Origin of the sequence: Roseibium aestuarii (assembly GCF_008477545.1) — a bacterium.
Lineage (GTDB): Bacteria > Pseudomonadota > Alphaproteobacteria > Rhizobiales > Stappiaceae > Roseibium > Roseibium aestuarii.
The window spans coordinates 1,057,902-1,072,760 of record NZ_VORA01000001.1; the positions used below are offsets into that span (position 1 = coordinate 1,057,902).

The window sequence follows — 14,859 nt, forward strand, 5'->3', positions numbered from 1 at the left end:
GGCAGATCACGCAACCCCGAAAGGTCTACGCCTCGCTCAAATTCCCCCGCTCACTGCCCCCATAGCCAGGCCGCGCCGCGGACGCCGGAGCTGTCGCCGTGGCGGGCCTTGCGGATCGGGGTTTCGAAATGATCCGACATCACATAGGGTGCCATGAGTCCCGGAAGATCCTTGTAGAGATCATCGATATTCGACAGGCCGCCGCCCAGCACGATCACGTCCGGGTCGAGGATGTTGGTGGCCATGGCGAGCGCCCTGGCCAGACGGTCCGCATGGCGCCTGTAGGACAGCTCCGCCGCGTGGTCGCCCGCAGCCCGGCGGGCCATGATGTCGCGCGCGCTCAGGTGCTCGCCCGTGCGCTGGGCGTGGTCCCACTCGAAACCGGAGCCGGAACACCATTGGTCGATCGCGCCCGAATGGCCGGTCCAGCTTTCGGGGCCGGGGAATTCGTCGATCCGGCGCCAGGGCAGGGCGATGGCACCCCATTCGCCTGCGATGCCATTGGCACCGCGATGGGCCTTGCCGTCGATGGCGATGCCCGTGCCGCATCCGGTTCCCGCGATCACCGCCAGCACCACAGGAGCGCCGGCCGCCGCTCCGTCCGTCGCCTCGGAGACGGCAAGGCAGTTCGCATCATTCTCGATCCGAACCGGGCGGTCCAGACGGGCCTCCAGGTCGGTTTTGAGAGGCTGTCCGTTGAGCCACACGGAATTCGCATTTTTCACCAGACCCGTGCGCGGCGAGATCGAGCCGGGAATGCCAAAGCCGAGGGTGCTGGCGCCGGGGCCATCCAGGCCGAGCGCGGTTTCGGCCCGGCTCACCAGCTCCACCGCACGCGTCAGGCACCCTTCATAGTCGCCCCTGGGCGTCGCGCAGCGCTCCCGGAACAGGGTGTCTCCGGCGGTATTCAGGGCGATCACCTCCATCTTCGTGCCGCCCCAGTCAAAACCGAGACGGACGGGCGGGGGAGACGTGAGGGTCATGGGCAACTCCGGGTCGGGGGCGGGAGGTGACATCGAGAGGACGAGCAGCTGATGTGACGGTTGAATTGCACCGGCACATCAGACAAAGCTGATCGCATATTCACGAAGGCAGGGCCAGCGGGAGCAACAGATGCTCGCGCGGCGTCCCTGCCCATGCGGGACAGGCCATGAAGGCGAAGGACGGGCTGGGCCGGGGGAAAACGCAGAAGCGCCCCGCCGCGAGGCCCAGCAGATCATCTGCAGGATCAGGCGCAGGGCACCCGAAGGGGTGGGCCAGCCAGCTCGCCCACCAGCTTGCCCACCAGTTTGCCCGTCTGCGCCGCCCCGTACCGCAGCCCTCACAAGTGCGCTGGCAGGATCCGTCTGCGCAAGGGGCGCTCCGATCCGCCTCTGGGGTGCAGGAGAAAGCCTCCTCCCGCAGGACAGCGGGCCGGGCGCGCGCGCAGGCCCATGACCTGTGGGCCCTGCTGCGCATTCCCTTGCTGGCTGCTGCGATCGTTGTCTTCACAGCCGGGGTCTCCCTGGGGCTCTGGTGGGGGCTTCAGGCGGTCGGCTTTGTGCCCGGTGGCGGGGCTTCGCGCGATCAGGCGCAAGCGATCCCGGTGCCGCCGCCGGTGCCCGTCCCGGCCTCCCGCGACCCGCTCGACAGGCTGCCCAAGTCGCTTGTTTCCGGCCTGCTCGCCCCGCAGGAAAGCGACGGCGTGGCAGGCTTCATCCGCATCCGCCAGGTCGCGCCGGAGGAGCTCTGCGCGTTGCTCGGCACCCTGGGGCTGCCGATGAGCGAGTGGGGTCCGGCGCCGTTTCAGTCCGGCGTCTGGCAATGCGCCAGCGAGGTCATGCCTCTGGTGACCGAAAGCGTCGATTTCGACCGGACGACCCTCTTTGCCATCGTGCGCGGCTCCGCACCTGAGCGGGTGGACGGTCTGCGCCTCAAGCTGGTGGCGCCGGATCCGAGCCTGTCGGCCCACGGCCTGGAAGGGGTGGAACTGGTGCTGGCGGCCGTCGCCGAGCGGTATCAGCTGGACTGGCCGGACGGCTTCCGCCCGGCGCTGGCGGGGTTTGCTGCCTTTGAAGGCACGCGCGACGGTCTGCGGGTGCAGCTGCATCCGGAAGATCCGGAACTCGCTGGCGATGCGACGGCGGCCCGTCGGCTCAACATCCTGCTGCACTTCCCGCCGTCGCCGCTCTGGACCCGCGGTGACCGCTACGCGCCGCTGCGCTGAACGCTCACGCTTCCCTGTCGGCAAACATCGCCCGGTCGCGCGCCAGGATCTCGCGCAGGAACTGCAGAACGAGGGCGATGGGCCGCAGGGCGCGGGTGCTTTCGTGCTGTACGATCCAGTAGGCCCGGTGCACGGCGATTTCCGGCAGCACCCGGCGCAGATCGCTCCGGTTCTTGGCAAGGAACCCGTGGAGCACGCCGATGCCGGCGCCGGCCGCCACCGCTTCCACCTGCCCAAGGGCGGAGGCCACCTCGAACCGGGCCGGCCAGGTGCGGGTGAAATCCGCGAAATAGTTGAGGGCCGGCGTATAGGCCAGATCCTCCACCGAGCCGACAAGATCATGCGCCGGCAGGTCGGAGAGCCCTGTGGGCGTACCCCTCTGCGCCAGATAGTCCGGCGAGGCATAGAGACCGAGCGCATAATCCGTCAGCTTGGCAGCCACCAGACGCCCGTGTTCCGGCCGCTCGATGGTGATCACCAGATCCGCCTCGCGTCGCGATAGGGAGAAGGAGCGGGGCACGGGCACCAGCTGCAGGGTGAGCCCCGGATGCTGGCGCGCAAGTTCCGCAAGACGGGGCGCCAGATAGGCCACGCCGAATCCGTCAGGCGCGCCGATGCGCACGGTTCCCGTCACGTCCGCCGATTGCGCGCCAAGACTGGCCTGGGCGCTCAGCATCTCGCTTTCCATGCGCTCCGCATGGGGCAGGAAGCTGTGGCCGGCCTCGGTCAGGTCGCAGCCATTTGTGGAGCGCTCAAAGAGCCTTGTGTCCAGTGCCTCTTCAAGCGCCGTCAGGCGGCGGGCGACCGTGGCGTGGTTCAGCCCCAGCCGCCTGGCCGCGCCGAGGATCTGGCCGGAGCGGGCCACGCTGAGGAAGATGCGGATATCGTCCCAGTTCATCGGTCTCTCGCGGCTTGCGTCAGCCTGTGGTTTCGTCGAGGGTTGCGGCCAAGCTCTCCGTGCGGCCACGGCAGAAGACCCGCGCCCAGAGCCTGTTGCTACGATAATTGCACAACGGATACGCCCGCAAGGGCATTGTTATTGACAAAAATAGAAGGCACCAAGGGCGTGATCCAGGATCGGGCTCGTCCCGTCCTGCCGAATTTCCAGGGAGAACAAGCGATGAAGACCATCGGACATTTCATCGGCGGCAAGCATGTGGAGGGCACCTCCGGCCGCTTCGCCGACGTCTACAACCCGGCAACGGGTGAAGTGCAGGCCAAGGTGGCGCTCGCCAGCCAGGCGGAACTCGCCGCCGCTGTCGCCAATGCCGCCGCCGCCCAGCCCGTCTGGGCCGCGCAGAACCCGCAGAAGCGCGCCCGCGTGATGATGAAGTTCGTCGACCTTCTCAACCGCGACATGGACAAGCTGGCCGACAAGCTGTCGTCCGAACACGGCAAGACCTTCGTTGACGCCAAGGGCGACGTTCAGCGCGGCCTCGAGGTGATCGAGTTCTGCATCGGCGCGCCGCATCTGCTCAAGGGCGAGTTCACCGATGGCGCCGGCCCGGGCATCGACATGTATTCCATGCGCCAGCCGCTCGGCGTCGTCGCCGGCATCACCCCGTTCAACTTCCCGGCCATGATTCCGCTGTGGAAGCTCGGCCCGGCGCTGGTGGCCGGCAATGCCATGATCCTGAAGCCGTCCGAGCGCGACCCGTCCGTTCCGCTGATGCTGGCAGAGCTGCTGCAGGAAGCCGGTTTGCCCGATGGCGTTCTGAACGTCGTCAACGGCGACAAGGAAGCGGTCGACGCCATCCTCGACAACCCGACCATCCAGGCTGTCGGCTTCGTCGGCTCCACCCCGATCGCCCATTACATCTACCACCGTGCGGCGGAGACGGGGAAGCGCGCCCAGTGCTTCGGCGGTGCCAAGAACCACATGATCATCATGCCCGACGCGGACATGGATCAGGCTGCCGACGCTCTCGTCGGTGCAGGCTTCGGCGCGGCCGGCGAACGCTGCATGGCCATCTCCGTGGCCGTTCCGGTGGGCGACGAGACCGCCGATCGTCTGATCGAGAAGCTGGTCCCGCGCGTGGAGGCCCTCAAGGTCGGTCCCTACACCGCCGGCGACGACGTGGACTTCGGCCCGGTTGTCACCAAAGCGGCCAAGGAAAACATCCTGCGCCTGATCAATTCCGGCGTGGAGCAGGGTGCGAAGCTGGTTGTCGACAACCGCAACTTCTCCCTTCAGGGCTATGAAGACGGCTTCTTCGTCGGTCCGCACCTGTTCGACCATGTCACCAAGGATATGGACATCTACAAGACCGAGATCTTCGGTCCGGTGCTCTCGACGATCCGCGCCAAGACCTATGAGGAAGCCATCGGCCTGGCCATGGATCACGAATATGGCAATGGCACCGCGATCTTCACCCGTGATGGCGATACTGCCCGCGATTTCGCAAGCCGCATCAACATCGGCATGGTCGGCATCAACGTGCCGATTCCCGTGCCGCTCGCCTATCACACCTTCGGCGGCTGGAAGAAGTCCGGCTTCGGCGATCTCAATCAGCACGGCCCGGATGCGTTCAAGTTCTACACGCGCACCAAGACCGTGACCGCCCGCTGGCCGTCCGGCATCAAGGAAGGCGCAGAGTTCTCCATTCCGACCATGAAGTAATTTCCGGTCTCGGAAGTATCTGGGACAAGGAATACAGCGACGGGCGGAAGGAAACTTCCGCCCGTTTGTCATGTTCAATCATGGCGGGAGGTTCGGGACATCTCCTGAAACGGCCATGTGACGAAGCGCCGGGCAAAAAAAAGCCGGCATGCGCCGGCTTTGGAGTTTGTTTGCGAGTACCTTGAAACAAGGTCACATGCCGGGTCCCCCGCGAAAATCCTGCGGAGCGGGCACGTCTGGAAATCGGTTTTGAAATCGACACTGAAAGGCATGTCTGAAACGCCATCTTTCAATCACATGTTTTTCCCGATTGCACCTCAATTTCGAGACACCTATCGAGATTGGTAATTTTACCTGTAAAGCCAGAACCTCCGAAACAATGCGCAACTTACTGAAATAAAATGCGATAATGCATTTTTCAATGTGTCTCATTTTTTGACCGGATGGTCTGGTCTTTGGGCTTCCCTAGCGGAGATATCCACAATGCGAGGCAACCTTGTGGGATTCGCCTTTTGGTTGTGGGGTGGCGCAAGGGGGGCGGTGGGGCCGAAACACGCAGAAATGCGTAGCGCCCTCTCCGGACGGGCTGTTTTGCCAAGTCCGGGGTTCTGGATTTCCGAATTCTGACCTATTAGAGGGTCTGTAATGCAGACTGCCATCATGTGCCGCGGCTTCGGTCGGGTCACGGAACGGGTGGGGTGCCCGACAACGAGCCAGAGAACGTGCCGGATAACGAGAACGACAAGAACGACATGAATCAGGCCCCGCAGGCGACCACCGCAGACCACGACGCGAACCGCGCCCCGAACGTGACCGTGGCCGTGACCGGTACGTCTCCGTCAGGCGCGGACCTGTCCGGCGGTGCAGCCGATGCAGGTTCCCGGCCCTCCGGTCAGGCGCTTCTGGCTCCGGCCGAAATGCGCGCCATGCGCCGTGCCGGCAACATGATGTCCCTGTCCGATCTTCTCTGGATACCCCAGGCCGGGGTCATCGCCTGGCTGGTCGCGGCCCTGCTTTCCGGCGCCGATGGCGAGGCCGGGCAGTCCGCCGCGAACAGCTTGCCCGTGATCCTCGCCGCTGCGGCAGTATTTCTTCTTCTGGCCTTTGCCCGTCTGCGCCTGAACCTTTCCGCCCAGACCCTGGCGTTGGAGACCGGGCGTGGCGCGCGCACCCGCCTGCGGCGTGATCTTCTGGCCGCCTTTGCCGCCGCATCGCCCTCCGCCCCTCTGCCGGGGAGCGGTGAGATGGCCGCCCACATGGGCGAGCAGGTGGAAGCGGTCGGCCCCTATCTGTCCAATTTCATGCCCCAGAAGGTGCGCCTGTCGATCGTGCCTCTCGGCATTCTCTTCGCCACCGCCTGCGTGAGCTGGCTGGCGGCCCTGATTCTGCTGGTGGCCGGTCCGCTCATTCCCGTGTTCATGGCTCTCATCGGGCTGCGGGCCAAGGCCGCGAGCCTCGGTCAGCAGAAGGAACTGACCCGCATGAGCGGCATGCTCATGGACCGGCTGCGCGGCCTGGAGACCCTGCGTCTCTTCGGTGCCGTCGAGCGGACCCGCGACGAGATCGAAGAGGCCGGAACCCGCTTCCGCATCGGCACCATGAAGGTGCTGCGCATTGCGTTCCTGTCCTCCACCGTGCTGGAGCTTTTCAGCGCGCTCGGCATCGCCTTCATGGCGGTCTTCGTCGGCTTTTCCCTGCTGGGCGACGTGACCACCGGCACCTGGGGCGCGCCGCTGAGCTTCGGGGCGGGGCTCTTCATCCTGCTTCTGGCTCCAGACTTCTTCGCGCCCTTGCGCGCCTATTCCGCCGCCTATCACGAACGCGCTGCCGGCCTTGCCGCCCTGGAAACCCTGGCAGAGCTGAACGAGCGCCTTGCCTCGGCGCAGTCGTGCGAAGCTGCGACGGCCTCCGCACGGGCGGACAGCGCGGCCGCAAGCCCCATCGGTGGCGGCCCTGGTGACCGGGCCCTGGGCGGGCGCAACCTGAGCCTGCCGGGGGCGGGCGTGTCCCTGGCGCTGGAAGGCGTCACCCTGTCGCTGGGGGGGCACAGGGTGCTGAATGACCTAAGCCTGCGCGTGAACGCGGGCGACCATCTGCTGCTCAGCGGTCCGAGCGGGTCCGGAAAGACCACGCTCCTCGACCTGCTGCTCGGGTTCCACCGGCCGGATCGCGGCCGGATTCTGGTCAGTGGGTTCGATCTGGAAAGCCTGGACCTCGACTGGTGGCGCGATCATGTGGCCTGGCTCGGCCAGGCTCCCGTGCTTTTCCACGGATCCCTGCGGGCCAATCTGCGCATCGCCGATGCACGGGCAGGGGATCGCGACTGTCTCGACGCCCTGGCGCTGGCGGGTTGCGGCGAACTCCTTGCCCGTCTGCCGCGCGGTCTCGACACGCCGATCGGCGAAAACGGCTTCGGTCTCTCCATCGGCGAACAACGCCGCGTTGCTCTGGCCCGGGCCGCCCTGCGCAAGGATGCAAGACTGATCCTGGCTGACGAGCCGACCGCAGGCCTCGACCGGGACACCGCCGATGCAGTGATCGAGGGTCTCATGACCCTTGGGCGCGACCGCACCCTGCTGATCGCCACCCACGACGAGGCCTTGCTGGATCGCGGTCTCCCGGTTCTCGAATTCGGCCGGCTGGAGGCGTCCGTGCCGCCGGTGGATGATGACACGCAGGGGAGGGATGCCTGATGACCGCACGTTCGACCCGCTCCCGGCACGCCGACGGCCTGCGCCGCATCCTCTCGTGGCAATGGCGCTTCCATCCGCTCGCCTTTGCCGCCGGGCTTGCCATGTCCTTCGTGCCGGCGATTGCCGGTATCACCCTGCTCGGTCTCTCGGGCTGGTTCATCACGGCCGCGGCTCTGGCCGGGCTGACGGGCGTCTTCCTCAATGTGATGATCCCCAGCGCCCTGATCCGCGGCCTTGCCCTGGCGCGGACCTTCGGGCGCTACGGCGAAAGGCTCGTCACCCATGATGCGACCTTCCGCTTCCTGGCAGACCTGCGCTGCCGGATCTTCTCGGGTCAGGCCCGGGAAGCCGGAAGCGGCCGGGTCTGGCGCTCTGCCGGATTGCTCGGCCGCCTGACCGCCGATGTCGCGGCCCTCGACGGGGTCTATCTCCGCCTTGCCGTGCCCACCGTTGTGGCTGCGGGCGTGGGTGCCGTGGTGATCCTCGCTTGCGCCCTTCTTTCGCCGTCCCTGGCGCTCGGGCCGCTTTTCGCCCTCGTGGCGACAGCGACTGTTGCCAGCGGCCTCGTGCGCCATCGCAAGTCTGCCGACGGACGCCGCCTCGAAGCCGCCCAGGAGGCGCTGCGGGTGCGCACGGTCGATCTGGTGGCCGGGCGGCGGGAACTTGCGGTCTATGGCGGACTGGACGCCCGGCGCGCAGCCATTCTGGCGGCCGATGCCCGCATGGGCGACGCGGAAGCGGCCCTTCAGGCGCGGATCGTGCGTGCCAACGTCTGGGCGGGCTTTGCGGCTCAGGCCGCCGTGACCCTGACCCTGGCGCTCGCTCTCTGGCTGGTTGCCTCCGGCGATCTTGATCTCCCCCGCGCCGTTGCCGCCGTGCTTCTGGTGCTCGGCCTGCCCGAAGTTCTGGCGGGCCTCATCGCCGGCTACAGCCGTATCGGCCTCATGGCCCGGGCGGCCGATCGTGCCACGGCCCGCGCCGGATCTGTCGAGACGGCTCCGCAAGAGCCCTTCACACTTAAAGCCGTCATGTCCGCGTCCGGCGAGCCGGCAGGCGGCCATGACGTCCTGACCCTCGACGGCGTGACCTTCGCCTGGCCGCGCGCCGCCCGGCCCGTGCTGGAGAATGCGTCGCTTCAGATCTCCGCCGGCGAATGGGTCTGCATCGTCGGCCCGAGCGGCAGCGGCAAGTCCACGCTGGCAAGCCTTGCCAGTGGCCTTCTCGGCCCCCTATCCGGCGCCGTGCGCCTGGGGGGCACGGATCTGGCGGCCCTTGGCGAGGCGGAACTGCGCCGCCGCATCACCGTCATCGGCCAGCGTCCGGCGCTCTTCAACGATACGATTTCCGCCAACCTGCGCATCGCCGACCAGACTGCCTCCGATGACCGGCTCTGGCAGGCGCTCGAGGCAGCGGCCCTCAAGGACCGCATCGCCCGCCAGCCGGAGGGGCTGGAAACGGTGCTGGGCGAGGGCGGGCTGGGTCTGTCGGGGGGCGAACAGCGCCGCCTCGGACTGGCGCGCGCCTATCTGACGACACCCGATCTCTTCATCCTCGACGAGATGACAGAGGGGCTTGATGCCCCGACCGCGGCACTGGTACTGGATCGCTTCACGGCCTTCCGGGGCAAGGCTGCCGTTCTGATGATCGCCCACAAGCGCGAGGAGATGGCCCGCGCCGACCGGGTGGTGTCCGTCGGTGCCCTACAGGGACGTGTCTGATCCGGGTTGTGTACACTCGAAGGTTCACTTCTAACCCGTTGATTTTGCAGAATTTACCCTGAAATTTCTGTCGTGGGTGATTTTGTCACAATGGGTTTTGCGGTCTGTGTCCTATACTAAGGTCACAGACAATCGGCTCTTGCGCAGGCCTGAGGGGCAGGTGGCGCACGGCCAGTGCGAGGTTGGACACATGGAACTCGACGTCGTCGGTCTGTCACGGCTGCAATTCGCCATGACGGCCCTCTACCACTTTCTCTTCGTTCCCCTGACCATCGGCCTTTCGATCCTTCTGGCGACCATGGAAACCGTCTACGTCATGACGGGTCGCGAGATCTGGAAACGCATGGTCAAGTTCTGGGGCACGCTCTTCGGCATCAACTTCGTGCTCGGGGTCGCGACCGGCCTGACGATGGAGTTCCAGTTCGGCATGAACTGGGCCTACTTCTCCCAATATGTGGGGGACATCTTCGGGGCGCCGCTCGCCATCGAGGGGCTGATGGCCTTCTTCCTCGAGGCGACCTTCGTCGGCCTGTTCTTCTTCGGCTGGGACCGGCTTTCGGCGCGCCAGCATCTGGCGGCGACCTGGGCCGTAGCGCTCGGCACCAACTTCTCCGCGCTGTGGATCCTGATCGCCAATGGCTGGATGCAGCATCCGGTCGGCGCCGACTTCAACCCCGACACCATGCGCATGGAAATCGTCTCCTTCTTCGAGGTGATGTTCAATCCGGTGGCTCAGGCGAAGTTCGTGCACACGGTTTCGGCCGGTTACGTCACTGCGGCCCTCTTCGTCATCGGCGTGTCCTCCTGGTACATGCTCAAGGGCCGTCACCTGGACATCGCGCGGCGCTCCATCACCGTGGCCTCGGCCTTCGGCATCGCCTCGGCGGTCTCCGTGGTCGTCCTCGGCGATGAAAGCGGCTACGAGGCCAACTTGAACCAGCAGATGAAGCTGGCCACCATGGAAGCCATGTGGGAGACGGAAGAGGCGCCGGCCTCCTTCAACATCATCGCTATTCCGGACATGGACGCCCGCGACAACGTCTTCGCCATCCATGTGCCCTATGTCATGGGCCTGATCGCCACCCGCTCACTGACCGAGGAAATCCCCGGCATCAAGGAACTGGTGGAACAGTCCAAGGACTATATCAAGCGAGGCGCCCGCGCCCTTGATGCCCTGGCGACCATCCGCGCCGCCAAGGGCGGTGAGGTGGATCCGATGGTCCGCCAGATCTTCGAGGTCAACAAGCCCTTCATGGGTTACGGCTACCTGCTCGACCCCTATACCTCCGACCGCCTCAACGCGACTGACGCGGAAATCGATGCGGCCGCATGGTCGGCGGTGCCCAATGTCTGGCCCATGTTCTATGCCTTCCGCATCATGGTGGCCTGCGGCATGTTCTTCATCGTGCTGACCGGCGCGCTGGCGGTGATCTCGTCGCTGGGCAAGCTGGACATCCTGCGCACGAAGCACCGCTGGGTGCTGCATGTGGCGCTCTGGTCCCTGCCGCTGCCCTGGCTCGCCTGCGAGATGGGATGGTTCGTCGCCGAATACGGTCGTCAGCCCTGGATCATCGAAGGGGTTCTGCCCACCGCGCAGGCCGCCTCGAACCTGGCGGTCTGGGAACTGCTAGTGACCATCGCCGGCTTCGTCGGGCTCTATTCCACCCTGCTGGTCATCGAGATGGCCCTCATGGTCAAGGCGATCCGCAAGGGACCGGAAGAGCATCGCGAACGTCCCGATCCTGCCGTGGCCCGTGCCGCCTTCGTTCCCGTTGCTGCGGAGTAAACCCATGATCCTCTATGAATTCATCGACTATTCGGTCCTGAAGGTGATCTGGTGGGCGCTGCTCGGGATCCTGCTGATCGGCTTTGCCGCCACCGACGGTTTCGACATGGGCGTCGGCACCCTGCTGCCCTTCGTCGGCCGCACCGACATCGAACGCCGCGTTGCGATCAACTCCATCGCGCCGACCTGGGAAGGCAATCAGGTGTGGTTCATCTTGGGCGGTGGGGCGATCTTCGCCGCCTGGCCGCCGCTCTATGCCATCTCCTTCTCCGGCTTCTACTTCGCCATGTTCCTGGTGCTGGGCGCGATGATCCTGCGGCCGGTGGCCTTCAAGTACCGGTCCAAGCGGCCGGATCCGACCTGGCGCAGCAGCTGGGACTGGGCGCTCTTCGTCGGCTCCTTCGTTCCGGCCCTCGTCTTCGGCGTGGCCATCGGCAATGTGCTTCAGGGTGTGCCCTTCACCCTCGATGACCGCCTGCGCATGACCTATGAGGGGACGTTCCTCGATCTGTTCTCGCCCTTCTCGCTGCTCTGCGGGGTCCTGTCCGTGGCGATGCTCGTGCTTCACGGCGGAGCCTGGCTTGCCATGCGCTCTGCCGGGCCTGTCGCCGCACGCGGCCGCCGCTACGGCTCGCTGGCCGGTGTCGTGTCCCTCGTGCTCTTTGCGCTTGGCGGCTATCTGATCACCTCGGGCGCGGTGGAAGGCTATCGCATCACCTCGGTCATCGATCCGGAAATGCCCTCCAACATCACCCTGAAGGAGGTTGCCCGCGACGGTGGCGCCTGGATGGCCAATTATGCGGCCCGTCCCTGGATGATGATTGCCCCGGCGCTCGGCTTCCTGGGCGCACTGGGTGCCCTGATCGGTCTTCAGACCCGCTTCGAGGCGCTGACCTTCCTTTGCTCGAAACTGTCGATCCTCGGCATCATTTCCACCGTGGGCCTGTCCATGTTCCCCTTCATGCTGCCGTCTTCCGCCCAGCCGGAAGCGAGCCTGACGGTCTGGGACAGCGCGTCGAGCCACTCGACCCTGTTCAACATGCTGGTGGCCACGGTGATCTTCCTGCCGTTGATCCTCACCTACACCGCCTGGGTCTACAAGGTCCTGTGGGGCCGGGTGGATGAGCGCACGATCACCGAAAACAGCGACACCGCTTACTGAGGAGTTCGACACATGTGGTATTTCGCCTGGTTGCTCGGCATGCCTCTGGCCTGCTGCCTCGCCATCCTCAACGCCATGTGGCTGGAGATGCGCGAGCGGGATCTGGCAGACGAGCGCGATCCGCGCTGACGGCGCAGGTCCTCATCGTCACGAACGATCTGACATGATGCGACAAGGCCCGGCGCGACCCGCCGGGCCTTTTGTCGTCTTGCGCGCAAGGGGCGGGGGAAAGGCGAAAAATCGCGAGGATCTGTGTGACGGAAATGTCACGAAAGTGCTCCTCCTTCGAAAAATGGCATAAAACAGGAATTTTGTAGTCAACTTTGTATTTCTTGAGTTATATAGTCATATTTACAGGATGCCTTCCCCGGGCGGCCCCAGGGCCACTCCGCGAAGGTCGATCTCCTAAAGTTGCCAGCCACCCGGATCCCTTCGCGACCGGCCCGCCAGCCTCATCCCCCCTAAAGACCAGTCTCTCGAAGGAATTGCGCCATGACCGTTCATGCGCGCAAGGCGATGCTGCGTGCCGGCACCGTCCTTGCTACTCTTGCCCTGTCTCCCGCTCTGTTCTCTGGCGCCATCCGCGCCCAGGAAGCCGCCACCCAGAATACTGCTGGTCAGACAGCTGCGGCAGAGGCCGAGGCGGCCGCGACCGCGACCAGCGGCACCCTGCTTGATGTGGTGGTCGTCGGGGCCGGTCAGGAGAAGGTGGCAATCGACACGCCCCAGGCCGTCACGGTGCTGGACGCAGAGGATCTGGAGCGTATCCAGGCGCGTTCCGTCGGCGAGCTCTTCTCCGAAGTTCCGGGCGCGACCGTGATTGGCTCGTCCTCCGTTCTGGGCGAGAGCTTCAACATCCGCGGCATCGGCGAAACGCTGTCCTCCGACGAGACCCGCATCATCATGCAGGTGGACGGGGTCAACAAGTTCTTCGAACAGTACCGCATGGGGTCCTTCTTCGCCGATCCCGAACTCTACAAGCGGGTCGAGGTGCTGAAGGGCCCGGCATCCTCCACCCTCTACGGCTCCGGCGCAATGGGCGGTGTGATCAGCTTCACCACCCGCGATGCCTCCGATTTCCTGGACCCGGGTGACGTCTTCGGCGGACGTCTCAAGACGACCTGGGACAGCAACGCAAACGGCTGGCTTGGCAGCGCCATCTTCGCCGGACGCCCGGTGGAGGATCTGGAGCTTCTGGGCGCCTTCAACTACCGGCAGGCCAACGATGTGGTCGACGGGGCAGGGGACAAGATCGACGACAGCGACTTCACTTCGCTGAACGGTCTGGCCAAGGCCCGCTACACCTTCGGGGCGGACAAGGACCAGTCAGTCTGGGGCAGCTATTCCCAGTGGACCTCCGACGAGGACAACCAGAATTACGATCAGCTGGAATGGGGCAGCAGCTTCGGGGATGTGGACCGCACCGTCACTGACCAGACGGCAATCATCGGTTATGACAACGCCTTCACCGGCAACGACCTGCTGGATGTGAAGGCACAGGTCAGCTGGTCCAAGACCCTCATCGAACAGACCAATCAGGACGAGATCTGCTATTCGCCGGTCTATTGCACCTATCCCTTCGGTCTGGCCTCCGATTATTCCTACGAGACCTGGCAGGCCAAGGCCCAGAACACCGCGCGTCTGGATCTGGGAGACAGCCTGGAAGCCTTCGTGACGACCGGTGTGGATGCCCAGTATCAGGAACGTCGCAACCCGCGCTATTTCGCCACCTACACACAGCCCGGCTCCAGCTCCCACGCGGAAGGCTACACGACGATTGCCGGCGGCTTTGCCCAGGCCGAGTTCCTCTGGGCCGATCGGGTGACCGTCATCCCGGGCATGCGCATCGACTACACCAACCTGGACCCGACCTCCTACCGCTCCGGCGGGGTGCTGGTGGACAATCTCGACAGCTCGTCTGACGTCGGCTATTCGCCGAAGCTTGCCGCCCACGTGAAGGTGACCGACTGGCTCGGTGTCTTCGGGTCGGTCGCCCATACCGAACGGCTGCCCAGCCTCGACGAGGTCTATGCGGGTTACCGGGTCAATGACGTGAAGAAGGAACTGTCTAACAACGTGGAAGGCGGCTTCTCGCTGTCCTTCGACGATGTGATCACCGCCGGTGACGGCGTGCGCTTCAAGGCGACCGCCTTCCGCAACTCCATCACCAACTTCTACGCCAGCTACTGGGACAGCACCACCAGCTCGGTCGTGACCGACGTGCTCGAAAACGCAATCTATCATGGCCTCGAACTGGAGGCAGGCTACTCCTCCGCGACCTGGTTCGCTTCTGCCGGGGCTTCCCTGATCCGGGGCGAGAACGAGGTCTCCGGCGACTATCTGAAGGCGATCCCCGCCGACAATGCCTTCGTCCGGCTGGGCTATGTCTTCGCCGATTACGACCTGACGGTCGGCTACAAGGGCGAGTTCTTTGCCGGTCAGGATCTGGTGTCCGGGTCCGAGAACGCCACCGGTGGCTATGCCCTGCACAATCTCTTTGCTGCCTGGAAGCCGGAAGACGGGATGATGGCAGGGTCCGAAGTGCGCGTGAATGTCGACAACGTCTTCGACCGGGAATACCGCAATCACCTCGACTACGACAATGGCGCCGGCCGCAGCTTCAAGCTGAGCTTCGCCCGCTCGTTCTGAGGCGGCGTGGACCGGCCCTCGCGGC

10 protein-coding genes are annotated in these 14,859 nt (G+C 65.2%); 8 read left to right on the forward strand and 2 right to left on the reverse strand.

Going from position 1 to position 14,859, the window contains the following annotated elements:
* Positions 1-50: 50 nt before the first annotated feature.
* Positions 51-983, reverse strand: coding sequence for an ROK family protein (locus tag FR728_RS04565; RefSeq protein WP_149891425.1), 933 nt, complete (start codon positions 981-983; stop codon positions 51-53).
* 395 nt (positions 984-1,378) lie between these two features.
* On the opposite strand from FR728_RS04565, the gene FR728_RS04570 reads away from it, so the two are divergent.
* A complete protein-coding gene (locus tag FR728_RS04570; RefSeq protein WP_149891426.1) occupies positions 1,379-2,206 on the forward strand; it encodes a DUF6030 family protein in 828 nt (275 codons plus the stop codon).
* 4 nt (positions 2,207-2,210) lie between these two features.
* On the opposite strand, the gene FR728_RS04575 is transcribed toward FR728_RS04570, so the two are convergent.
* Positions 2,211-3,104, reverse strand: coding sequence for a LysR family transcriptional regulator (locus tag FR728_RS04575; protein ID WP_149891427.1), 894 nt, complete (start codon positions 3,102-3,104; stop codon positions 2,211-2,213).
* Between the two features lie 222 nt (positions 3,105-3,326).
* On the opposite strand from FR728_RS04575, the gene FR728_RS04580 reads away from it, so the two are divergent.
* The 7 genes from FR728_RS04580 (at position 3,327) to FR728_RS04610 (ending at position 14,834) form a co-directional block, all read left to right on the forward strand.
* The gene (locus tag FR728_RS04580) at positions 3,327-4,826 is read left to right on the forward strand and encodes a CoA-acylating methylmalonate-semialdehyde dehydrogenase (RefSeq protein ID WP_149891428.1); all 1,500 of its coding nucleotides are present in this window, start codon (positions 3,327-3,329) and stop codon (positions 4,824-4,826) included.
* A gap of 698 nt (positions 4,827-5,524) precedes the next feature.
* Positions 5,525-7,519, forward strand: coding sequence for a thiol reductant ABC exporter subunit CydD (cydD, locus tag FR728_RS04585; RefSeq protein WP_208998653.1), 1,995 nt, complete (start codon positions 5,525-5,527; stop codon positions 7,517-7,519).
* Positions 7,519-9,237 (forward strand): thiol reductant ABC exporter subunit CydC, encoded by a 1,719-nt coding sequence (cydC, locus tag FR728_RS04590; protein WP_149891429.1) that lies wholly within the window; start codon positions 7,519-7,521, stop codon positions 9,235-9,237. The genes cydD and cydC overlap by 1 nt, the downstream gene beginning before the upstream one ends.
* A gap of 190 nt (positions 9,238-9,427) precedes the next feature.
* A complete protein-coding gene (locus FR728_RS04595) occupies positions 9,428-11,023 on the forward strand; it encodes a cytochrome ubiquinol oxidase subunit I (RefSeq protein WP_149891430.1) in 1,596 nt (531 codons plus the stop codon).
* Positions 11,024-11,027: 4 nt separating this feature from the next.
* Positions 11,028-12,185: a cytochrome d ubiquinol oxidase subunit II gene (gene cydB / locus FR728_RS04600; protein ID WP_149891431.1), complete on the forward strand. Its 1,158-nt coding sequence runs from the start codon at positions 11,028-11,030 to the stop codon at positions 12,183-12,185.
* Positions 12,186-12,197: 12 nt separating this feature from the next.
* Positions 12,198-12,314, forward strand: a complete 117-nt coding sequence (cydX, locus tag FR728_RS04605; protein WP_149891432.1) for a cytochrome bd-I oxidase subunit CydX — start codon at positions 12,198-12,200, stop codon at positions 12,312-12,314.
* Between the two features lie 363 nt (positions 12,315-12,677).
* Entirely contained in the window at positions 12,678-14,834 is a 2,157-nt protein-coding gene (locus tag FR728_RS04610; RefSeq protein WP_149891433.1) for a TonB-dependent receptor domain-containing protein, read from the forward strand.
* The last annotated feature ends 25 nt before the right edge of the window (positions 14,835-14,859 follow it).